The 20,915-nt window shown below is 56.1% G+C and carries 16 protein-coding genes and 1 pseudogene; 6 read left to right on the forward strand and 11 right to left on the reverse strand.

Features of this window, described 5'->3' with window-relative positions:
• Positions 1 to 148: 148 nt before the first annotated feature.
• Positions 149 to 1,426, reverse strand: a complete 1,278-nt coding sequence (purD, locus tag WJU22_RS02360; RefSeq protein WP_341841688.1) for a phosphoribosylamine--glycine ligase — start codon at positions 1,424 to 1,426, stop codon at positions 149 to 151.
• Positions 1,427 to 1,607: 181 nt separating this feature from the next.
• Between purD and WJU22_RS02365 the strand changes: the two genes are divergently transcribed.
• The 4 genes and pseudogenes from WJU22_RS02365 (at position 1,608) to WJU22_RS02380 (ending at position 6,056) form a co-directional block, all read left to right on the forward strand.
• Complete coding sequence (locus WJU22_RS02365; RefSeq protein WP_341841689.1) at positions 1,608 to 3,344, forward strand: peptide MFS transporter; 1,737 nt, start codon at positions 1,608 to 1,610, stop codon at positions 3,342 to 3,344.
• Positions 3,345 to 3,492: 148 nt separating this feature from the next.
• Positions 3,493 to 4,146 (forward strand): annotated as a pseudogene (locus WJU22_RS02370) (OPT/YSL family transporter); the annotation flags it as partial.
• 208 nt (positions 4,147 to 4,354) lie between these two features.
• On the forward strand, positions 4,355 to 5,518 hold the full coding sequence (locus tag WJU22_RS02375) for an OPT family oligopeptide transporter (RefSeq protein ID WP_341841690.1): 1,164 nt from the start codon (positions 4,355 to 4,357) through the stop codon (positions 5,516 to 5,518).
• Between the two features lie 13 nt (positions 5,519 to 5,531).
• Positions 5,532 to 6,056 (forward strand): hypothetical protein, encoded by a 525-nt coding sequence (locus tag WJU22_RS02380; RefSeq protein ID WP_341841691.1) that lies wholly within the window; start codon positions 5,532 to 5,534, stop codon positions 6,054 to 6,056.
• Positions 6,057 to 6,123: 67 nt separating this feature from the next.
• Here the strand turns inward: WJU22_RS02380 and WJU22_RS02385 are convergent, their stop codons facing one another.
• The 7 genes from WJU22_RS02385 to WJU22_RS02415 all read right to left on the reverse strand — a co-directional run bounded on the left by WJU22_RS02385 (position 6,124) and on the right by WJU22_RS02415 (position 14,906).
• Positions 6,124 to 7,041: a S1C family serine protease gene (locus WJU22_RS02385; RefSeq protein WP_341841692.1), complete on the reverse strand. Its 918-nt coding sequence runs from the start codon at positions 7,039 to 7,041 to the stop codon at positions 6,124 to 6,126.
• Positions 7,042 to 7,130: 89 nt separating this feature from the next.
• The gene (locus tag WJU22_RS02390; protein WP_341841693.1) at positions 7,131 to 7,466 is read right to left on the reverse strand and encodes an L-rhamnose mutarotase; all 336 of its coding nucleotides are present in this window, start codon (positions 7,464 to 7,466) and stop codon (positions 7,131 to 7,133) included.
• The gene (locus tag WJU22_RS02395) at positions 7,463 to 8,503 is read right to left on the reverse strand and encodes an aldo/keto reductase (RefSeq protein ID WP_341841694.1); all 1,041 of its coding nucleotides are present in this window, start codon (positions 8,501 to 8,503) and stop codon (positions 7,463 to 7,465) included. The genes WJU22_RS02390 and WJU22_RS02395 overlap by 4 nt, the downstream gene beginning before the upstream one ends.
• A gap of 71 nt (positions 8,504 to 8,574) precedes the next feature.
• Complete coding sequence (locus WJU22_RS02400) at positions 8,575 to 10,065, reverse strand: RagB/SusD family nutrient uptake outer membrane protein (RefSeq protein WP_341841695.1); 1,491 nt, start codon at positions 10,063 to 10,065, stop codon at positions 8,575 to 8,577.
• A gap of 25 nt (positions 10,066 to 10,090) precedes the next feature.
• Complete coding sequence (locus WJU22_RS02405) at positions 10,091 to 13,153, reverse strand: TonB-dependent receptor (RefSeq protein WP_341841696.1); 3,063 nt, start codon at positions 13,151 to 13,153, stop codon at positions 10,091 to 10,093.
• Positions 13,154 to 13,270: 117 nt separating this feature from the next.
• Positions 13,271 to 14,485 (reverse strand): alpha-L-fucosidase, encoded by a 1,215-nt coding sequence (locus WJU22_RS02410; protein ID WP_341843752.1) that lies wholly within the window; start codon positions 14,483 to 14,485, stop codon positions 13,271 to 13,273.
• On the reverse strand, positions 14,475 to 14,906 hold the full coding sequence (locus WJU22_RS02415) for an alpha-L-fucosidase (RefSeq protein ID WP_341841697.1): 432 nt from the start codon (positions 14,904 to 14,906) through the stop codon (positions 14,475 to 14,477). Before WJU22_RS02415 ends, WJU22_RS02410 begins: the two co-directional genes overlap by 11 nt.
• Before the next feature lie 154 nt (positions 14,907 to 15,060).
• Here WJU22_RS02415 and WJU22_RS02420 point away from each other — a divergent pair, with 154 nt between their 5' ends.
• Both WJU22_RS02420 and bla read left to right on the forward strand, forming a co-directional pair.
• Positions 15,061 to 15,969 (forward strand): AraC family transcriptional regulator, encoded by a 909-nt coding sequence (locus WJU22_RS02420; protein WP_341841698.1) that lies wholly within the window; start codon positions 15,061 to 15,063, stop codon positions 15,967 to 15,969.
• A gap of 55 nt (positions 15,970 to 16,024) precedes the next feature.
• On the forward strand, positions 16,025 to 16,969 hold the full coding sequence (gene bla, locus WJU22_RS02425) for a class A beta-lactamase (RefSeq protein WP_341841699.1): 945 nt from the start codon (positions 16,025 to 16,027) through the stop codon (positions 16,967 to 16,969).
• Positions 16,970 to 17,040: 71 nt separating this feature from the next.
• Here the strand turns inward: bla and WJU22_RS02430 are convergent, their stop codons facing one another.
• The 3 genes from WJU22_RS02430 to WJU22_RS02440 form a co-directional block, all read right to left on the reverse strand.
• Entirely contained in the window at positions 17,041 to 18,240 is a 1,200-nt protein-coding gene (locus tag WJU22_RS02430; protein WP_341841700.1) for a DUF1501 domain-containing protein, read from the reverse strand.
• Between the two features lie 19 nt (positions 18,241 to 18,259).
• The gene (locus WJU22_RS02435) at positions 18,260 to 19,705 is read right to left on the reverse strand and encodes a DUF1800 domain-containing protein (protein ID WP_341841701.1); all 1,446 of its coding nucleotides are present in this window, start codon (positions 19,703 to 19,705) and stop codon (positions 18,260 to 18,262) included.
• Positions 19,706 to 19,802: 97 nt separating this feature from the next.
• Positions 19,803 to 20,879, reverse strand: a complete 1,077-nt coding sequence (locus tag WJU22_RS02440; RefSeq protein WP_341841702.1) for a ThiF family adenylyltransferase — start codon at positions 20,877 to 20,879, stop codon at positions 19,803 to 19,805.
• Positions 20,880 to 20,915 lie beyond the last annotated feature (36 nt).

The raw sequence follows: 20,915 nt of genomic DNA on the forward strand, positions 1-20,915 counted from the left end.
ACGGTCAAAAATATTTGAATGCAAAAATGAATAATTCTAACGAATATACGATGCAATTATTGGATTATTCAAGAAGTTCAGCGGAAATAAATAAAAGAAATGCTATATGCATATTTTCGCTATCCGTGAACCCTGTACGACGAATTACTTAGCTGAATTCATACCCAATGTCGCGACGATAATACTTGCCCCCGAATGAAATGCTGTCGGCAGTCTCCCTGGAATGCGCCAATGCCTGCTGCAAATCGCTTGCCAAAGATGTGATGGCGAGCACGCGGCCGCCGTTGGTAACCGTTTTTCCGCCATCGGCTTTCGAGCCAGCGTGGAAAACGATCTGATCGGCCGTGGGAGCGGGAATGCCGGTGATCTCCTTACCTTTTTCGTACGCTTCGGGGTACCCTCCGCTCACGAGCATGATGGTAGCCGCGGCGCGCGGATCTTCGGTGATGGTCACTTTATCGAGCTGCCGTTCCTTCACGGCGGTGAAGAGCTCCAGCAGATCGTTCTGCAGCCTGGGCATTACGACTTCCGTTTCGGGGTCGCCCATGCGGCAGTTGTATTCGATAACGAAGGGGTCGCCCTCCACGTTGATCAGTCCGAAGAAGATGAACCCTGGGTAAACGATGCCTTCGGCGGCCAGTCCGGCCACGGTAGGCCGCACCACGCGGTCTTCCACTTTTTTCATGAAACCCGCGTCTGCAAAGGGAACGGGCGAAATGGCGCCCATGCCGCCGGTGTTGAGGCCGGTATCACCTTCACCAATTCGTTTGTAATCCTTGGCGGAGGGGAGCAGTACGTAATGCTGGCCGTCGCTCAAAGCGAAGGCAGACATTTCAATGCCGGTGAGGAATGCTTCCACGACCACCTTTTTGCTGGCGTCGCCGAATTTGGCGGATTTGATCATCTCGGTATATTCGGCGATGGCTTCCTCGTGCGAGGCTGCGATCACGACGCCTTTGCCCAGTGCGAGGCCGTCGGCCTTCAGTACCACGGGGAGGGTGTGAGCGGCGATATAGGCGAGGCCTTCTTCGAAGTTGGTTTCGCTGAATTCGCGGTAAGCAGCGGTGGGGATGTTGTGGCGGAGCATGAACTCTTTGGCGAAGGCCTTGCTGCCTTCCAGGCGGGCTCCGGATTTGGAGGGGCCGATCACGGGAATGTGCTGCAGGGCAGGGTCTGCGCCGAAGAAATCGTAGATGCCCAGTACCAGGGGCTCTTCGGAGCCGGGCAGGAGCAAATCGATCTGTTTATCGATACAGAAGGCTTTGATGCCTTCGAAATCGGAGACGGAAAGGTTGACGTTTTCGCCATAGGCGGGCGTTCCCGCATTGCCGGGGGCGATGTAAAGCTTCGTACATGCAGGACTTTGAGCCATCTTCCAGGCCAGGGCATGTTCCCGGCCACCGCTACCTAACAGTAAAATGTTCATAATGGATTGAGACGTAATATATGAGGAGATTCCCTGCGCTCCGGCGAAACCTTGCGCGCGCGGAAATTTTTGCAAAGTAAGGTCAAAAAAACCGGTTTTTGGACGCGATAGTCCGAATTTCTTTATATTGCCTGATTAATTGAACTGTAACTGTATATTTTTTATTCAAAACTAACCATTTATGAATCCATCAGCTGTTGCGCTGGAGTCGGAGCCCCTGCAGAAGAAGGGACATCCGAAGGGTCTCGGTGTGCTGTTTGCTACCGAGATGTGGGAACGATTTAACTTCTATGGGATGCGGGCCCTGCTCTCGCTGTTCCTCGTAAATGCACTGGCTTTCTCTGATGCGGACGCATCTATTATTTATGGCGGCTTCCTCGGCCTGAGCTATCTCACGCCCATGCTCGGCGGATACATCTCCGACCGCTTCCTCGGCAACCGCAACTGCATCCTCCTCGGCGGCCTCATCATGTCTATCGGCCAGTTACTGCTGTTCTTCAGCGGCTGGATGTTCGAGGGCAACGTAGACACCGCCCGCGGCATCATGTGGCTCGGCCTCTTCGTGATCATCATCGGCAACGGCTTCTTCAAACCCAACATCTCCTCCATGGTAGGCCAGCTCTATCCGAAAGGAGACTCCCGCCTGGATTCCGCTTTCACCATCTTCTACATGGGCATCAACGTGGGCGCGTTCCTCGGCATGACCATCTGCCCGCTCCTGGGAGACGTTACCATCAACGAAGGTGAGCGCACCATCCAGGTAGCTTCCGCCTTCAAATGGGGCTTCCTCGCCGCCGGCGCAGCCATGTTCCTCGGCACCGTTCTCTTCTTTTACCTGAAAGATAAATACGTAGTTACGCCCGACGGTAAAGCCGTAGGCGCCAAACCTAAATTCACCAACCAGGCCGTTCAGGCCGGCGGCGAAGCGGAAAAAGCACACTTCACCTCCAAAGCCATCGGCATCGCCGTGGCCCTGCTGGTCATCCTCTTCTTCGCGATCCACTACCTTTCCCTCGATCCCAATGTAACGGTCCAGAACCCCATCAAGGTATGGGTATACCCGTTCATTTACGCAGCAGGCATCAGCCTGGCAGTGCTGATCATGACAGACAAGTCCATCACCAAAATCGAGCGCGACCGTATCCTCGTGCTGTACGCAGTGGCTTTCTTCGTGATCTTCTTCTGGGCGTGTTTCGAACAGGCGGGCTCATCGCTCACCTTCATCGCGAGCTACCAGACAGACCGTCGCCTTTTCGGATGGGAAATGCCGGCCAGCTTCGTGCAAAACGCCAATTCCGCGTTCATCATCATATTCGCCTTCCCCATGAGCTTCCTCTGGTCGTGGCTGCAAACGCGCAAAATGGAGCCTATCTCCCCCGTAAAACAGGCCATCGGCCTGGCTTTGCTGGCGCTTGGCTCCCTGATCATCGGGCTTTCGGTGAAAGGGCTCGGCCAAACCGAGAAACTGGCGGTAATCTGGCTGATCGTGATGTACCTGTTCCACACCATCGGCGAGCTTTGCCTGTCTCCCATCGGCCTTTCGCTCGTGTCGAAACTCGCTCCGCTCCGTTTCTCGAGCCTGCTGATGGGCGTTTGGTTCATCGGCAACGCATCCGGTTACGCGCTGGCGGGCACCCTCGGCACCCTGCTCCCTCCTACCGGCAACAAGTTCCAGGACGCGGCCAAGGCCGGGATCGACCTGCAAGGCATCCTCGACAAAACCATCACGCCCACGGTGGAGCAGCTTTCCCAGCTGAAATCGCTCAACATCCCGGCGCATTACCCCCAGTTCCTGGGCTTTACCATCCATAACCTGTATGAATTCTTCATGGTAATGGTAATCCTCCCCGGCGCTGCTTCCCTGCTCCTTTTCCTGATCTCCGGGATCCTGAAAAAAGGAATGCACGGCGTACGCTAATAAAATACCGTCGACAGACGTTTATACCCTTTCAAAAGGAGCAGGCATTTCCCCTGCTCCTTTTTTACTTATATTTAGGCCAAAACTGATATATATCTAACTGCTTATGTCGTCGAAATTCAAACCTTTCGTTGCCCCCGAAGTTAAAATGAAGGAGCTGACGCTCAAGTCGATCCTCCTCGGATGCCTGGCCGGCATCATCTTCGGCGCCGCCACCGTTTACCTGGCTTTAAAGGCCGGGCTCACCGTATCGGCATCTATCCCCATTGCGGTGATCGCCATTACGTTGGGCCGGAAGTTCTTCAAAACCACCATCCTGGAGAACAATATCATCCAGACCACCGGTTCTGCGGGCGAATCGATCGCGGCGGGCGTGGTGTTCACTTTGCCGGGGTTCCTCTTCCTTTCCGCGGGCGAAATGGGCATCAGCAGCGGTGAGAAATACTTCGATTACCTGACCATCCTCGTACTGGCCATTTTCGGCGGGTTGCTGGGCACCCTGATGATGATCCCCCTGCGGCGGTCGCTCATCGTAAAAGAGCACGAAACCCTTCCCTACCCGGAAGGAACAGCCTGCGCCTCTGTACTGAAAGCGGGGGAAAAGGGCGGCACATTCGCCAAAACGGCTTTCATCGGGCTGGGCGTGGCTTTGCTGTACGCGATGCTGCAAAAAGTGCTGCATGTGATCGCCGAAACGCCGGCCTACATGACCAAACAGGCCAATAAAATCTTCCCGTCCGCCAAGCTTTCCGGAGAAATCACGCCCGAATATCTCGGCGTAGGCTATATCATCGGCCCCAAGATCGGCGGCGTACTCGTGGCAGGCGGCGTGCTCGCATGGCTGTGCCTCATCCCCCTGCTGGCATCCCTCATCCCGGGAGACATTGTAGCCGCGCAGCTCGTGAAACTCGGCATGCTGGCCAATCTCCAGACTCCAGGCGGCCCCGGCGCACTGGGACCCCGCTGCCCATTCGTTCAACGACTGGTCGTCTGCCATCTACCAGGCATATGTGAAGCAAATCGGCGCAGGAGCCGTTGCGGCAGGCGGTTTCATCACCCTGCTCAAAACCATCCCCACCATTATCTCCTCGTTCAAAGACAGCCTCGGTTCCCTGAAAGAAAAAGGCGCCACCGGCGAGGTGCCCCGTACCGAAAAAGACCTTTCCTTTAAATATGTGATCATCGGCAGCATCGTACTGATCCTGCTCATGGCGCTTTTACCGCAGCTCCCGGGCGAATCTATCCTCAACAAACTGCTGGTAGGCCTGCTGGTCGTGATCTTCGGCGCGTTCTTCGTGACCGTGAGCTCCCGCATCGTAGGGCTGATCGGCAGCAGCAACAATCCCATTTCCGGGATGACGATCGCCACCATCATGGGCACCTGCCTCATTTTCATCGCAGTGGGCTGGACAGGCAAAATCTATGAGCCCATGGCCCTCGTCGTAGGCGGCATGATCTGTATCGCAGCGGCCAATGCCGGCGCTACTTCGCAGGATTTGAAAACCGGTTACATCGTGGGCGCCACGCCGCGCAACCAGCAGATCGCCCTGTTCGTGGGCGCGATCGTTTCGTCGCTGGTGATCGGCTGGACCGTCCACTACCTCGATACGCCTACCAAAGCCATGATGGACCAGGGCATTACCCACGCCATCGGCTCCCCCACTTACGCTGCGCCCCAGGCTACGCTGATGGCGACCCTTATTAAAGGTATCCTCGGCGGCGACCTCGACTGGCAGTTCGTGCTCGTGGGCGTGTTCATCGCCATTACGCTGGAACTTTGCGGCGTGAAATCCCTCTCATTCGCTGTGGGCGCTTATCTCCCGCTGTCTACCACCCTTCCCATCTTTATCGGCGGCGCGATCCGCGGGCTGGTTGACTGGAAACAGAAGCGTTCCGGCGTTCAGCTTTCGGCCGAAGAGGAAGAACTGGGCAAAGGCAATCTCTTTGCTACGGGGCTCGTGGCCGGAGGTGCGGTAGCCGGGGTGATCGTGGCCATACTTTCGGTGAACGACGGCATATCCGCCACGCTTGCGAAAGTGAGCGCGCACGAAGGGCTCGAGCGGGCGCTCGGCGCGGGTGGGTATCAGCTGCTGGGCGTGCTGTTCTTCGCCGCAATGGGGTATATGCTGTATCGCATCGGTCGTCAGAAACAGGTTTCTATTGATAAACTCTAAAATACCCGATCCTATGTCCTATTCCACCACAACCCTCGCCCTGCTCGGCGTCCTGCTTTTCAGCGCAGGTTGCAGCAGCGATAAAGATGTGGAGCCCGAGCGCAGGTTCATCTCGTTCCAGATGAACGGAAAAATTATGCTTTCCGAACAGCGGAACATGGTGTATTATGTGCCCGGCGACAAGTCTGACACCGACCCCACGAACGATAAAGCACAGATGCTCATCCAGGGCTACACTTACGATAAGGATGCGGTGCTGATCCACATCATGGGAGACGATGTGGTGATCAAGCCCGGTGTTTACACCAACACCCAGCCCGGCAACGCGTTCACGATCGAGAAATTCCCGACTATGGAATTCATCCGGGCCGATGAAACCACCGGCAACTGGCGCGTCACGATCCACCAGGTTAAAGATAACCCGGTGATCGGGGAGTTCAGCGGAACGGCGGTGTCTATGGATAATGGAACGATCCACCAACTGACACGCGGCTACTTCAAGCTGAAATGCCAGACAAACGGGCCGGCCATACATTAATCCGGATATCAGATTTTCATGATAAAAAAATCCCCCATCGTTTTACACCGATGGGGGATTTCCATTTTCAGGCAACGCGCTCCGATGGCGTGATCCGCAGCTCCACCAGCCGGTTTTGCCGGATCAGCCGGATAAATTGGAACTGACCGATCTTGTCGCGGTCCAGCAGGCGGAAAAGCCCGTCAGACGTTTCCACCGGCTGGTCGTTGAACGACACTACGATGTCTCCGTCTGCTACACCGGCCTTGTTAGCCGGCCCGTTCCTTTCCACCCCGGTCACGAAGAGGCCGGATTTGTTTTTCAGTTCCAGTCCGCTTCTCAGTTTGGGCACCAGGTTCACCTGTTGCAACATCATCCCGAGGTATGCTCTCGACACCTTTCCGTTTTTCATCAGTTCCGCCGCGATCAGACGCGCCGTATCGATGCTGATGGCGAAGCAAAGCCCTTGCGCACCGCGGATCATCGCGGTGTTGACGCCTACCACTTCACCACGGTAATTGATGAGCGGGCCGCCGGAGTTGCCGGGATTGAGGGCCGCATCCGTCTGGATAAGCCCGTCGATCGTACGGCCGTTCTCACTACTCAGCGAGCGCCCGAGGGCACTGACCACGCCCGTAGTTACCGTGTGCTGAAATCCCATGGGGTTGCCGATCGCGATCACCAGCTGACCGATCTGCAGGTCAGACGCGGCGCCCAGTTGCGCCGGCTGGAAGTCGAAGGCGGTCGATTTCAGTATGGCGATGTCGGTATCGGGATCTTCCCCGGCCAGCGTGGCAGGGTATACCGAACCGTCGTGCAGCATCACATTGAAATAACTCCCCTTATGCACCACATGGGAATTGGTGAAGAGATAACCGTCGGACGAAAAGAAGAATCCCGATCCCGTTCCGGTCACTTGCCTGTTGGCATCCAGCCGTTCTATTTTGACGACCGATTTGCCGGCGGCTTCCACCGCCTGATGGATGATCTGGGAAAATGCATCCATAAAACCTCCTTGTTTAGGGTTTCATCCCTTCCAAAAACAAGCCACATCGAAATCCGGCCAAATTGACAGCGAATTCGAAGATGCGAAGGTCATAACTGGTAAATCCGGTCCATGCACACCCATTTTTCATTGCCGCTGGCCCAGGGCAGGGGCTGCTGGTATTTCCACATGAGCTGCTCCCATTCCTGCACATGCGGATTGGCAGCGTCGCGGGCGGCTTTTTCCTCATTGCGGAAATCGTCCAGGGTTTCCATGATCATGAACAGGCGGTTGCCGGTGCGGTAGATTTGCATGTCTACGATCCCGGCGTCCAGGATGCTTTTACGTATTTCGGGCCAACCGTTTTCGGCTTTGTGCCAGTTTTCGTATTCGGCGATGAGGGCCGGATCGTTTTTCAGATCGAGGGCGAAGCAGTGTCTTTTCATATGTCAGGTTCGTAAAGATGGGTTTCCGCAAAATGTTTATCGATGAGGTTTTCCGTCGCCATTCTTTCCCAGCATGCGGGTGGAATGCTGGTTTTCAGGATATCGACCTGGCTACCCGCGCGATAATCCCGCGTCATGTTCAATGCGATGGAACGCACGCCCGGGGCGCTTTTCGCAAAAGCGACGCAGGCTGCCGCCGGAAGGATGCCGAATTCCCGGCAGACGGCGTGCATCTTTTCGCGCCAGCGGTACAACTCCGAATGGGTTTGCGGCGACACCCGGCGGTAATTGTAAAAATCCTGTCCCGTTAAAAATCCGCCGTTGAAAACCGCCGCGTTGATGACGGGAATCCCCTGCGCATCGAGCTGCCGCATGAATGCCACGAGCTCCGCAGGATGGTGATGCATCGTGAAGCTATTGGCGATCATGACCCAATCCATCTCCACCACTTCGCAAATCTCCCTCACCACCGTCCAGTCTTTCGACCCGATCCCCACGCCGGCAACACTTCCTTCCCGCTTCAGGTCTTTGAGCGCCTCGTAGGCAGACAGCACATCTCCGAACCGCCGCGCACGGTCGGCCGGGGAAACGGCCGCCGCGAGGTATTCGTCTGGATCGTGGACAGACACCCAGCCCGCCCGGTACCCGTTCAGCAGGGTGTTCCCCTGTTCGTAACAGGCCACGATCCCATCGTAATCGATCCGCTGCACGGCATCGTGCTCCAAATTTTTCCAGACGCCTGGCTCGAAAGATGGCTCCTTTCCCTTCAGGGCCGTCCGGTACCAGCCGAGCTTGTTGCTGATAACGACTTCCCCGGGATGGGTGCCCTGTTTCCGCAGTCCTTCGCCCAGCATTTCCAATGCCAGGCCCGCGCCATACTTGCCGGCGGTGTCAAAAACCAGCGGGCCCGGGGCCACACGAACGCATTCTTCCACAATCTGCCACTTCGTTTCGGAAGGCCACGCTTCGTAAAGGTTCCCCAGGCCGCTGGTGCCGAAGATCAGCTCCGGCATCGGACATTTCTCTGTGCTTATCATACAAACTTCTTCGTGCTTATCATACAAACGAATGGATGCTTATCATACAAACAATGCAGGGTAGCCGCGGATCAGTAATCCGGGTTTTGTTTCAACGCCGGCGTATTCCGGTCGATTTCCGTTTGTGGAATGGGCCAGAATTGATATTTGTCTTCATATTTCAGTTTGATGTTCGGCGCGAGCGGATTGGCGACGAAGCCGTTCAGCTTCGCCGTAGCGATGCCCCAGCGGCGCAGATCGAAATACCGGATACCTTCCAGTGCAAATTCCACCCTGCGTTCGTGGCGAACCCGGTCGCGCATCTGCGCCTGCGTGAGGTTTGCGGGCAGCCCGGGCATTCCGACACCCGTCCGCGCCCGTACTTCGTTGATTTGTTTATATACCGATGCATCGGCACCCACGGCTTCGTTCTGTGCTTCGGCGTACATCAGCTTCACGTCGGCGAAGCGCAGCAGCACGAAGTCATTATCGACGAGCGTGCCCGTGGTAGGGTCTTCCAGGCCGGGCGGAAACCATTTCCGCGGCGGATAAAACCCTTCGATCCAACCGTCCATCCCCGGCGTGGCAACCGCCAGCTCGCCGGTAAACGGCCAGCCCTGCGCTTTCGTATCTCCCGGGAAGAACCAGGTCATCGTTTTGCGCGGATCGCTGGCTTCATATTCGTTGATGAGGTCCTGGGTGCCGAGGTAGCCCTTCCAGCGGTGCATGGGCGCCACCAGCGGCACGTCCTGGTGCGCGATGTTGGGCAACAGGTATTTCACGGAAAACATGATTTCCTTGCTGCTGTTCTGCGCCGGCTTGTAAAAATTGGCGAGGTAATCGTCGTTGAGGGAAAATTTATTCCCGTCGATGATCTCCTTAGCCAATGCGGCCGCTTCCGCGTACTTCTTCCCGAACAACAGCGCCCGTACTTTATATCCCTGCGCCGTTCCCTTCACGGCATGGCCGGTGGAATAGCCTTCATCGGGTAGTCCGGCGATAGCCAGGTCGAGATCTTCCTGCACGAAAGCGAGCACTTCATCGCGGGTGGATTTCGCCATGACCGTATTATAATCGATGGTAAAAGGGTCCGCCTTCACGATGGGCACATTGCCGTACAGCTGCGCCAGCCAGAAATAGTTGAAAGCACGCAGGAAGTAAGCTTCCGCCTTATAACGCTTGAGCTTGTCGCCGCTCAGCACCTTGTCCACATTGGCGAGGAAGTGATTGGCGGCAGCGATCGCCTTGTAGTTATTTTCGTAATAACTCCGCACATAGGCGCCGGTGTTGGGCGTAAGCCCGGAGCTGCCGGCGCTTCTGCCGCCGCCATAGTCGTGCTGGCCGTACGCGTCGTCGGAATAGGTATCCCAGGCGAACACGTAATATTGCGAGCAAGCCCAGTTGCCGCCCGGCATGTACAGGAAATTGTACAACCCCGTCAACGCGAAATCCGCATCCGCAGCCGATTTCCAGAAAATGGACGCCGGCAGTTTATCCGTAGGCGTTACATTCAGGTCTTTACACGCACCGAACGCAAGGATGCAACCTATCGAGATGTATATTTTTTTAATGATGCTTTTCATGATGGAAAATTTAATGGCCCAGGAATCAGAATTGTACGGACGCGCCGAAGGTGAATGTCCGGATCTGCGGATACGTTACGTACAGCCCGTCGCCGGCACGTTCCGGGTCGAGCCCGGGATAATCGCTGATGGTAAACACATTGTCTGCCGCGAAATACACCCGCAGCGATTTCATGGCGGCCTTGTCCGTTAACCGCGCCGGCAGCGTGTATCCCAGTTGCAGGTTCTTCAACCGCAGGAACGATGCGTCTTTCAGGAAATAGGTGGAAGGATAGCCCTGTACGGGCGCATATCCGTCTGCCATATAGATTTTGGGCATCGTGGTGGAGGGATTGGTGGGCGTCCAGCGGTTGCGCCAGTCGGTGGTTGGCATCGACCCCTGGCGGAAGGGCTCCGCGCCCCAGCCATTCACATAGATTTTCTGCCCCTGGGAGCCATACAGCATGGCGCTGAAGTCGAACTGTTTCCAGTTGAGCCCCAGGTTGGCGGTGTACTGGAAGGAAGGATATTTCCCCTGCACGTACGTCCGGTCGGCGTCGCTGATGATCCCGTCGCCGTTCACGTCTTTGATTTTCAGATCGCCGGGACTGGGCGTGATGGGCTGTTTGGGCGAGCGGTCGATTTCGGCCTGGTTCTGGAAGATGCCGTCCCAGATATAGAGGTAATATTCGTCGAGGGGTTTGCCTTCCTCCCGGATTAGATTGCCGTTGATTTCGCGCTTCCCGTATTTCTCCAGCGTATTCTTATATGCCTGGAAGTTGCCGCCGGCGAAGAAGGACAGGTCTTTGGTGATATGCCCCCTGTACTGCGCGCCCACTTCCACCCCTTTGTTACGAACGGAACCGTTGTTGATCAAAGGCGCCTCCATCCCCAGCCACAGCGGGATTTGCGCCTGGCGGAGAATGTCGAACGTGTTTTTGTTGAACCAGTCGAAGGTGAGCGACAATTTATTATCGAACGCCGTGAGGTCGGCGCCAATGTCCAGCACCTGCGTGGTTTCCCAGGTGAGCGTGGGCTCAACGATCATGGCGGAATTATATCCGGGTATTACCTTTCCGTCGAACGCGTAATCGCGGGCGGTGAGGGTAGACTGGTAAGGATACAACCCGATGTTCTGGTTGCCCAGTTTGCCCCAGGAGCCCCGCAGCTTCAGGTCGTTTATCCAGCTGACGTCTTCCAGGAACGATTCCTTCGAAATCCGCCATCCTGCGGAGAAAGAGTAGAACAATCCCCAGCGGGTATCTTCCGGCAGCCGCGACGTTCCGTCGTAACGGATGCTCGTCCCGAACAGGTATTTATCCTGGAAATCGTAATTGGCATTTCCATAAAACGACCGGATGGCCCATTCAGACGAAGTACCGGAATTGGTCATGCCCGGCTTGGGGCCTGCGTCCAGCTCCTTCAGGAAATTGGTCGTGTATTGCAACCGCGAGCCCGCGATATTGCTGGCCTTGTTGTATTCCTGCTGGTAACCCGCCAGTGCAGACAGCGTATGGTCCCCGAAAGTTCTCCGGAAGTTCAGCTGGCTGTAATACACGCCGTACACGTTATCCGTCCTTCTCGCGTCATAGCCCAGCGGCCCCACGTCCAGCTGGCCGGCGGTGGTCATATCGCTATAATAGAACATTTCCACGACCGGACGGAAATCGCTGAACTTGAATGCGTCAAAATTGCCACCGGCACGGTTTTCCCAGGTGAGGCCCTTGAGGATTTCCACGTCCAGCGAAATATTGCCCTGCACATAATAGTCTTCGCTTCGCGCGCGCACGTTCTCGCCCACGATGGCGGGAATATTCTTGTTGCCCTGCTCGTTGGAATAGGCCTTTTTGATCCAGCGGCCGTCTGGCGCCCGGGGCGGGTACAGGGGTGATTGCGCGAGGGTCGACAGGAAACTGTCGTCTGCGCCTTGCCGCGGATTGAGTTTGTTGCTGTAATTAAGGAGGATATTGGTCCCCAGCGTCACGCGCTTGTTCACTTTCGACGAGAGGCCGAGGTTCACGGTATATTTCTTGAATTCGAACCCGATCATCGTTCCCGGCTGGTCGGTGTACCCGATACCGAGGTTGTAGGTGGTATTGTCTTTACCGCCGGCCATGTTCAGGTAATGGTTTTTCGTGTATGCGGTCACGAAGAGATCGCCGAGCCAGTCGTGGTTCGGGTATTTCACCCGGTCGGTAGCGTTTTCGTACAGATCGATCTGGGCCTGGGTGTAGATGGGCTGCCTTCCGGAGTTGGCGGACGCTTCGTTGGAAAGGCGCATGTATTCGGCGGAGTTCGTCACTACGTCGGGGAGGCTCGTGGGGTTGGAGATGCCGAGGTTGAAATTGTACGTCAGCGAAAATCCGCCGTTTTTGCCTCTTTTGGTTTTGATGACGATCACGCCATTTGCGCCGCGGGAGCCGTAAATAGCTGCCGACGCCGCGTCTTTGAGCAGGCTCACCGATTCAATATCGTTGGGGTTGAGCGAAGCGAGGCTCCCCGGCAGTCCGTCCACGATCACCAGCGGATCGTTTCCCGCGCCGCTGAAAGTGCTCACACCGCGGATGCGCAGATTGATTTTTTCCGCGCCCGGCTCCCCCGATCCCTGTACCACCTGCAACCCGGGCAGTTGCCCTTGCAGCAAGGCCGTGGGATTGGTGGCGATGCGCTTGTTCAGGTCTTCGCCGGAAACAGTGACCACGGCGCTGGTGAGCTTCCGCTTCGACTGGGTACCGTACCCCACCACTACTACCTGGTTGAGTTGCTGATCGGCCGATTCCAGGGCAATGGCGAGCATCGACTGCCCGGCGATCTTCACTTCCTGCGAAGCATACCCGATCGCGCTGACGAGCAGCGTCCCGTTGGCCGGTGCGTTGATGCTGAATTCTCCTTTCTGATTGGTTTGCGTGCCGATGGCGGTGCCCTTCAGCTGGACGGTCACCCCGGAAATGGCCGAATCCGCGGCCGTGACGCGGCCCCTGACGGTTTGTTGTGCAGCAAGTTGCAGCGTGGATAGCAGGATACCACACAACATGGCCCATCTGAGCCGTATGACGGGTACATGCATGAAAATGCCGGGAGGAAAGATCCTCCGTAAAAGTTTGTTCATAACGTTCGATTTTGGTAAAGAAAGGAAGACGTGGATGTCAAAAGTTTTCCCATCCGGCCTGAAAAAGACCGGTCAAATCCATATTGTATATTTCCGACTTGATATTTTTTGAAACGATTACACCACGGCCCCTTCGATCTTCAGCGCAAAAGCCTCCTTTCCGGGCGCCTGTGCCGGCAGTTCCACTTCCAGCCCGCGGTCACTTTGATGGAAAACCAGTTCCCCTTCATGCCCCAGCAGTTTCACGGACGACACTTTCCCTTTGCCCGCAAGACTTTTTACGAGCGTTTTGCCTCCATCCGGCCAGCCCAGCAAAATGGCGTACAGCGTTGTCCCTTTTTTGGTGAAGCGGATATCCTCCGCTGTAAACGGCTTTCCTTTTCCCTCGTTGAAATTCCCCGCGGTGTTCGATGCGGCCGATTCGGTAGCCGCTCCTTCGCCGAAAACCGTCCATGGCCGGGTGCCGTAGATCGCTTCTCCGTTTACCTGCATCCATGCGCCGATCGCTTCCACGATCGCGCGCTCCTTTTCGTCGATGGTGCCATTTCCGCGGACGGGCACGCTCAGCATGAGGTTACCGTTTTTGCTCACCACATCGGCCAGCGTGTGGATGACGGTTTTGGCGGATTTGTAACGATCGTTTTCATACACCCGCCGGTCGTAATGCCAGCCGCCGATGCAGGTATCCGTTTGCCAGGGCAGCGGCTCAATGGCGTGACTTTGCCCCCGCTCGATGTCCCACACCATGCATTTCCGCTGTTCCGCATTCAGCCCTTTGCCCGTGAGCACCGCTTCCAGCCTGCCGTTCTTTTTGATACTGCGGTTGTAAAGGTTGGCGGCGATGCGCAGCCCCACATCGCTGACGGGCCACAGCGGCAGCACGGAATCATCGAAGTAAACAAGCGCGGGATCGTAGTTTTCGATAAGCGCCATCGTGCGCTTGTAGAATTTTTCGGCATAGGCTTTCGAGGGAACGGATGCACCGTCCTGCCAATCCCATTTCTTCAGATGATCGCCGCCCGGCTGGCTCAGGGAATGGTTTTGGGCGTACAGTTCCTGCGGGTCCAGTCCATCCCACCACTGCCCTTTTCCGTCGGCGGCGGTAAGCTTGCCGTCGTAGGGCACGCCGGCGAGGGGACCGTTCTTATCCGCCTTTTGCGCGGCTTCGTACCACGTCCAGGCATGGGAAGCATGCACGCTCACACCGAAGGCGAGCCCGTGTTCCCGCGCTGCGGCGGCCCATCCGCCAACGATGTCTTTGTGAGGGCCTACGCGCGTGGCGTTCCATTTTTGATACTTATTGGGATACAGATCGAGATTATCAGTGATGATTGGCCATGGCCACGAAGAACTTCGCGCCGGCTTTTTTGTAGAGGCCCAGTAGTTCGGAAGGGTCCCATTTTTCCGCTTTCCATTGGCGGATCACGTCTTTGAAACCGAACTTCGAAGGATGGCCGTATTTTTCGCAGTGATATTTGTAAGTGGCGCTGCCTTCGTGGTACATGGATTGCGCGTACCAGTCGCCGTACTCCGGCTCGCATTGCGGGCCCCAGTGCGCCCAGAGGCCGAACTTCGCGTCGCGGTACCAATCGGGGACCGCGTAATTGGACAGCGAATCCCAGTTGGGCTGGAACGGGGCTGCGGAAGCGGGAGACAATACCCCGGAGAAACCCGCCGCACGGCCGACAACGCCGGAAAGCAATAACGAGGGAATACCGGCGAGCGCGCCCTTGACCAATGTCCTTCTATTCATATCAGTTCGATACTTGGATAACGTGAAATGGTGACGTTCCAAACTTACGACCGATCCTCCCCCGAAAACTTGCCTCAAACGGACTTTTTTTTGTATAAATCCGACCTTTTGCTAATTTTTTAATCCTACTTTAGCAGCGATAAGCCGCTCCGATATGATCCAACGAAAATTCCAGCACACTTTCACTCTATTGAATGTAGACCGCGTACAGCTCGATGCACGATGGAATTACCAGCACGTCATCAGTCCATATTACCGGATTTATTATATCCACGACGGCGACGGCTCCCTGTCGGGCGCAGGTGGAACGGTGACGCTGGAGCCAGGGTTCCTCTACATCATCCCCAGCTTTACGTTGTGCAATATGCGGTGCGACAGCCATCTCGACCAGTATTTCGTCCAGTTTTTCGAAGATTCGACGGACGGGATTTCCCTTTTCGCGCAGCAGCGCAGCATTTTGAAAGTGGCGGCAACGGAAATGGATGGATTATTGTTCAACCGCCTCCTGGAAATCAATCCCGGCCGGGGCATCAACCGGTCCGACAATCCGAAAGTGTATGAAAAAGACGTGTATTACCGGGAGTACCAGGAACTGAACAACCTCCAGAACATAGCGGTGTCTATGGAAACGCAGGGCATTCTCTGGCAATTGACGGCCAGGTTCCTCAGCCAGCACGCTACAGACGGGCAGGAGGCAACGCCCATCCCGGGGAAACTCGCCGAAACGCTGGACTACATCGCCCTTCACCTGCATGCAGAACTGACGGTCAATTTCCTCGCATCCCGCGTGAACCTGCACCCGGATTATTTCTCACGTCAATTCAAAGCGTTTACCGGTACCCGCCCCCTCAACCACATCCACGAAAAACGGATCGAACGGGCGCAATATTTAATGGCCACCACGCGGCTGAGTTACGCCGAAATCAGCGCCCAGCTGGGGTTTGGCGATATCTCCCATTTCTCGAAAGCCTTCCGGAAATCGACGGGCATGGCGCCGAGAGACTACCGGAAACAGCTATACCTCGTGGGCTTCCATCATCACCCGAAAAATATATCCGAATAGCCGCGCGATGGGTTTCCGATTGCCGTAAATTGCATACCTAAACCCATCTCCTACCATGCGTTCCTACATCATTTCCGCCACCATCATCACCCTCATGGCTTCCTGCGCCGGCAACCCGAAACAGCCTGCGGCAGACAGTCTCACCGTATCCGCGACCTCCACGTCGCCCACCACCGATTCCCTCCGCCAGCAAATCTCCGCCATCGCCGCGGAAGCAAAAGGTATCGTTGGTGTCGCCATTCAGAATTTTACGACCGGAGACACGCTCACGCTCAACGACACCGCCCGCCTCCCGATGCAAAGCGTCTTCAAATTCCCCATCGCCATGGCCGTCCTCAAACAGGTAGACGAAGGCAAACTGACGCTCGAACAAACCCTCCCCGTTACGCCCGACGATCTGTTCGAAACCTACAGCCCGCTGCAAGACAGCTTCCCGAAAGGCACGAAAGACAAAACCATCGCCAACCTCATTTACCTGATGGTAGCCAAAAGCGACAACATCGCCTGCGACGTGCTCATCCGGAAAGTTGGCGGCTGCAAAGTGATCAATGATTTTGTGCATGGCCTTGGTGTAAAAAATATCGAGATCGTACTAACGGAAGAAGAAATGAACGGCCCTGGCACCGGGTTTGACCTGCAGTTCAAAAACTGGGCGAATGCATCCGCCTATTCCCAATTGCTGGACATCCTCCGAAAAGGCACGGCGCTTTCCAAACCCAGCAACGATTTCCTCATGAATACGATGCTCGCTACCACCACCGGCAAAAACCGTCTGCCCGGCCTGCTGCCCGCCGGCACACCGGTTGCGCACAAAACCGGATCGGGCAGCACGAAAGACGGTTTGGTTTCCGCTACCAACGACGCCGGCATCATCACCCTTCCCAACGGCCAGCTGCTGGCGGTTTCCGTGTTCGTTTCCATGAGCGCGGCAGACGAAGCCACCCGCGACGCCGTGATCGCAAAGATCGCCAAGGCGGCGTACGATCATTATTCCAAATAGTTGATTTACATACACACGAAGGCCTCCCGCAAACGCAGGAGGCCTTTTTCTTTTTTGGGTTTTATACGCGGTTAGATGAAGGATAAATGCTCGTAGGATTGCTGCAGGATGGCGGCATCGTCTGCCCCCAGCCATTTCTTCAGCAGCGTGGCGTACACCGATTTGAAATCGACCTTGAATTGCAGATCGCCGTCTTTCAGGTCGGTAAGGTTGGGGCCGTCGTTAAGGATGCCTTTCTCCTTCAGGCCACCGCCCACGAGGAACATATTGTTCGCCGTTCCGTGATCGGTACCGCCGCTGGCGTTCTGCGCCACCCGCCGTCCGAATTCGCTGAAAGTCATGACCAGCACGTCTTCGAACCGGTGGTTCTTCTTCAGATCGGCCACGAACGGCGCCAGGGCGTCACTGAGTTGTGAAAACAGCCGCTGCTGCTGGTTCTGCTGGCCAACGTGCGTATCGAAACTGCCATGGGAAACGTAATACACGCTCGTGTTGATATCCGTCATGATCAGCTCGGCGATCGTTTTCATGTTTTTCCCCAGCTCCGTGTTCGGATAACTTTCCTTGCTTTTGTACGTTTTGAACTGCTGCTGGATATACCCGGCGGAGGAAATGGTTTCCGCCATGGTTTTGTAGAGGTAATCGACGTTGTGATGCTCGTCGTCGTGCTGCTGTTTAGCGAGCAGGTCACGGAAATATCGGTCGTTGCTGGCGCCGTACAACCTTTGCGGATCGGTGAGGGCCAGCCCCTTCACATCGTTACCTTTCAGCGCAAGGCTGAGGGTATCGTCTATTTCGAGGGCTTGCGTGGGCTTGTCGCAGCCTTTGCATTGCGCGTCGAGGAAACGGCCGAGCCAGCCCGTGCCCCAGTAATCTTTGGAATCGCTGGCGCTTTGCCAGATGTCCATACTGCGGAAGTGGGAACGGTCGGGATTGGGGTAGCCTACGTTGTTGAGGACGCCCAGCGAACCGTCGTCGTACAGGCTTTTGAAGGTTTTGAGGGCGGGATGGATGCCCAGCTCGTCGTTCAGGGCGAGCGCATCGTTTCTCCGGATGCCCAGTTGCGGGCGGAGCTTGTAGTAAATATCGTTGCGGTAAGGGACAACGGTGTTGAGCCCGTCGTTGCCGCCGGAGAGCTGAACCACTACCAGGACCTTATTGCCCGGGGGCACGAAATTCCCCTGTTCCATGGCTTTGAGGAATTTGGGCAGCATGAGGCTGGCCGATGCCAGGGAGCCCACTTGTAAAAAACGACGTCTGTGTATTAGCATGTTACGGTCCGTTTCTTTGTTAGCACATTTGGTACTCCGGCGTGCTCATCACGTCGATCGTTACCGTTTTGATGTAATTCTCGCGCGAGGAGGCGTCGGAATATTTTTCCAGCAATGCCCTGTCGATGCCTTTGCTCCGCACCAGCAGCGACTGCGCGATGGATTCCGCCAGTTCTTCCCGCTTCACTTCCTTGAACCCATCGAGGTACGGCTGCCAGTCTACCTGCGCGTTCACGCGGCGGGCATACTGTTTTTTCAGCAGTTCGTTCACCTGCATCGTCATTTTGTAATTCTGGCCTTCGCCCATTTCAGGGGTGATTTCTTTCGGGCGGATGTTGAATTCCTGCGAATACAAAATGATCTGTGGCACGCGGAGGCGGAACATAAGGCTGGAGCTGTCTATCCAGTTCCTCCCGCCCGGCCAGCCGGCTACGTTCGGCGGATAGAAAAGCGTTTGCCCCAGTACCCGCTGGAACACCAGCATGGCTTCTTCCTGCTCGAAGCGCATGGGCACGGCGCGGCGCAGCCCTACGATGAGCTCTACCGGCGATTTGATCCTGCTGCCCACGATGCTGTCGTCGTAAAACCAGTCGGCCATGAAAATATGTTCCATGAGCGCGCGCAGATCGTACCCACTGCGGTAGAATTTCTCCGCCAGTTCGTGTTCATGCGCTTCGTTGCCGTTTTCGTGAACGAAGTAGCGGTATATTTTTCCGGAGATGAATTTTGCGGTCTGTTTTTGTTCGAGGAGGATGTTGATGACGTCGTCCCCATTATAATTCCCCGTTTTCCCGAGGATGGTTTTGGGGCCGTCGTCGTGCACGTTTTTCCGGAACTGGAATTCGCCCATATCGTTGTATCCCCATCCCGTGAACGCCCTGGCGGATTCTTTCACGTCTTTTTCCGTGTAATTTCCGCGGCCGAGGGTGAAAAGTTCCATCACTTCCCGCGCGAAATTCTCGTTGGGCCTTTGTTTGCGGTTTTGCTGGTTGTTGAGGAAGCCCAGCATGGCGGGGGATTTGGACACTTCGCTGAGGAGCGTCCCGAAATTCCCCAGGCCGTGGCGCCGGATGGTGTCGAGCAACTGCTGGTTAAAAAGGACGTTCTGCGTTCTGCAGGCAAAATGCCCGTGCCAGAACAGCGCCATTTTTTCCCGCAGCGGATGATCGCTGGTGATCATGGCGTGCGACCATAAAACGTTGAGATCTTTGATGCCGTCTGTATTGAGGCGTTGTACCATTTTGCGCTCTTCCGCGCCCATATTGCGCTGGCGCCGGTAGTCGGGGAGATCGGTTTCGTCCACCACGCGGATGGGCGACGGGGCATCTGAGGGGCCGAGGATGACTTTACGCACCACTTCCTTCCGCCGCTTTTTCATCCAGGACCTGATCTCGGGAAGGCCTTCGCCGAAACCGGCCCTCCAGCCCAGGTGCTGCATTTGTGTCTGTAATGGAACAACTGGCATAAACGGAAAAATTTAAGGTAAGACGGGCAAGCAACGGTCAAAGTTTAACCGGCATCGCCGCAACCGCTAAAAATTTCGCAAATACCGTTCCACCCTGTCAATACTGGGCCATAGTGGGGTCGATTTCGCAGGCCCAGGCATGGATGCCGCCCGTCACGTTGTACACGTCCCGGAACCCGGCCTGCAACAGCAATTCGGCCGAAGCGCGGCTCCGTATCCCGTGGTGGCAGATCATCGCCACCGGCGTTTCCCGCGGGAGGTTCGACAAAGACGCCGCCACCCGCCGCAGCGGAATGTGCACCGCCCCTTCGATATGGCAGTATTCCCATTCGTCGCGCTCGCGGACGTCTATCAATTGAAAATCACGGCCTTCGTCCAGCCAATCCTTCAATTCCTGTACGGAAAGGAGCTGGAGCGTGCGGGCGTCGCAAACGGAGTTGCCGTAGCTGTCCTCCAATGCGGTAATATCATGATTGCCGGGTTGCGGCTGGAAAGTGAAGACCTGGTGCGTATTATCGAGCAACTGGATGGTCAGCAGCTGGTTGGCGAGCGGCTCCCCGATGCCGGTGAGCACTTTCACCGCTTCCGAAGCCTGGTAGCAACCGATGATGCCGGGCAACACACCCAACACGCCCACATCGTTGCAATCGGGCGCATTTCCCGGTTCGGGAAAAAGACAGCGATAGGTACCACTGCCGTTGTGGTTCAGTACGCTCACCTGCCCTTCGTACTGGAAAATGGAACCGTAAATGAAAGGTTTTTGGAGGATGACGCAGGCATCGTTGATGAGGTAGCGCGTCCCGAAGTTATCGGAACAATCCACCACCAGGTCGTACTGCGCCACGATGCCGAGCGCGTTGGCAGTGCTGAGATAATGCGGATGCGGGGTAAAAACGGTGTCGGGACTGAGGGCGCTCAACCGGCTGATAGCCGCGCCGATCTTCGGTTTCCCTTCATCGGCCGTGGTATAGATCACCTGTCGCTGGAGATTGGTGACGGAAACGGTATCTTCTTCCGCGATCCCGATCCGGCCCACGCCCATGGCGGTGAGATATTGCAATACCGGCACACCGAGGCCACCGGCGCCAACCACCAGCACGGATGCGTTGCGCAGCATGTCCTGCTTCTCGGGGCCGAAGCCTTCCAGCCTGATCTGTCTGTCGTAGCGATTCATTTTCCCTCCGTTTTTCTCCCTTAAATTTCGTGAATT

It is taken from the genome of Chitinophaga caseinilytica, assembly GCF_038396765.1.
GTDB classification, from domain to species: Bacteria; Bacteroidota; Bacteroidia; order Chitinophagales; family Chitinophagaceae; genus Chitinophaga; species Chitinophaga caseinilytica.

Excerpts from the sequence above, each read along its gene's own strand:
- WJU22_RS02415 (WP_341841697.1), bottom strand. The coding sequence starts at position 14,906 with ATGAATAGAAGGACATTGGTCAAGGGCGCGCTCGCCGGTATTCCCTCG.
- bla (WP_341841699.1), top strand. The coding sequence starts at position 16,025 with ATGCGTTCCTACATCATTTCCGCCACCATCATCACCCTCATGGCTTCC.
- WJU22_RS02420 (WP_341841698.1), top strand. The coding sequence starts at position 15,061 with ATGATCCAACGAAAATTCCAGCACACTTTCACTCTATTGAATGTAGAC.
- purD (WP_341841688.1), bottom strand. The coding sequence starts at position 1,426 with ATGAACATTTTACTGTTAGGTAGCGGTGGCCGGGAACATGCCCTGGCC.
- WJU22_RS02380 (WP_341841691.1), top strand. The coding sequence starts at position 5,532 with ATGTCCTATTCCACCACAACCCTCGCCCTGCTCGGCGTCCTGCTTTTC.
- WJU22_RS02385 (WP_341841692.1), bottom strand. The coding sequence starts at position 7,041 with ATGGATGCATTTTCCCAGATCATCCATCAGGCGGTGGAAGCCGCCGGC.
- WJU22_RS02400 (WP_341841695.1), bottom strand. The coding sequence starts at position 10,065 with ATGAAAAGCATCATTAAAAAAATATACATCTCGATAGGTTGCATCCTT.
- WJU22_RS02390 (WP_341841693.1), bottom strand. The coding sequence starts at position 7,466 with ATGAAAAGACACTGCTTCGCCCTCGATCTGAAAAACGATCCGGCCCTC.
- WJU22_RS02405 (WP_341841696.1), bottom strand. The coding sequence starts at position 13,153 with ATGAACAAACTTTTACGGAGGATCTTTCCTCCCGGCATTTTCATGCAT.
- WJU22_RS02365 (WP_341841689.1), top strand. The coding sequence starts at position 1,608 with ATGAATCCATCAGCTGTTGCGCTGGAGTCGGAGCCCCTGCAGAAGAAG.
- WJU22_RS02435 (WP_341841701.1), bottom strand. The coding sequence starts at position 19,705 with ATGCCAGTTGTTCCATTACAGACACAAATGCAGCACCTGGGCTGGAGG.
- WJU22_RS02430 (WP_341841700.1), bottom strand. The coding sequence starts at position 18,240 with ATGCTAATACACAGACGTCGTTTTTTACAAGTGGGCTCCCTGGCATCG.
- WJU22_RS02440 (WP_341841702.1), bottom strand. The coding sequence starts at position 20,879 with ATGAATCGCTACGACAGACAGATCAGGCTGGAAGGCTTCGGCCCCGAG.
- WJU22_RS02395 (WP_341841694.1), bottom strand. The coding sequence starts at position 8,503 with ATGATAAGCACAGAGAAATGTCCGATGCCGGAGCTGATCTTCGGCACC.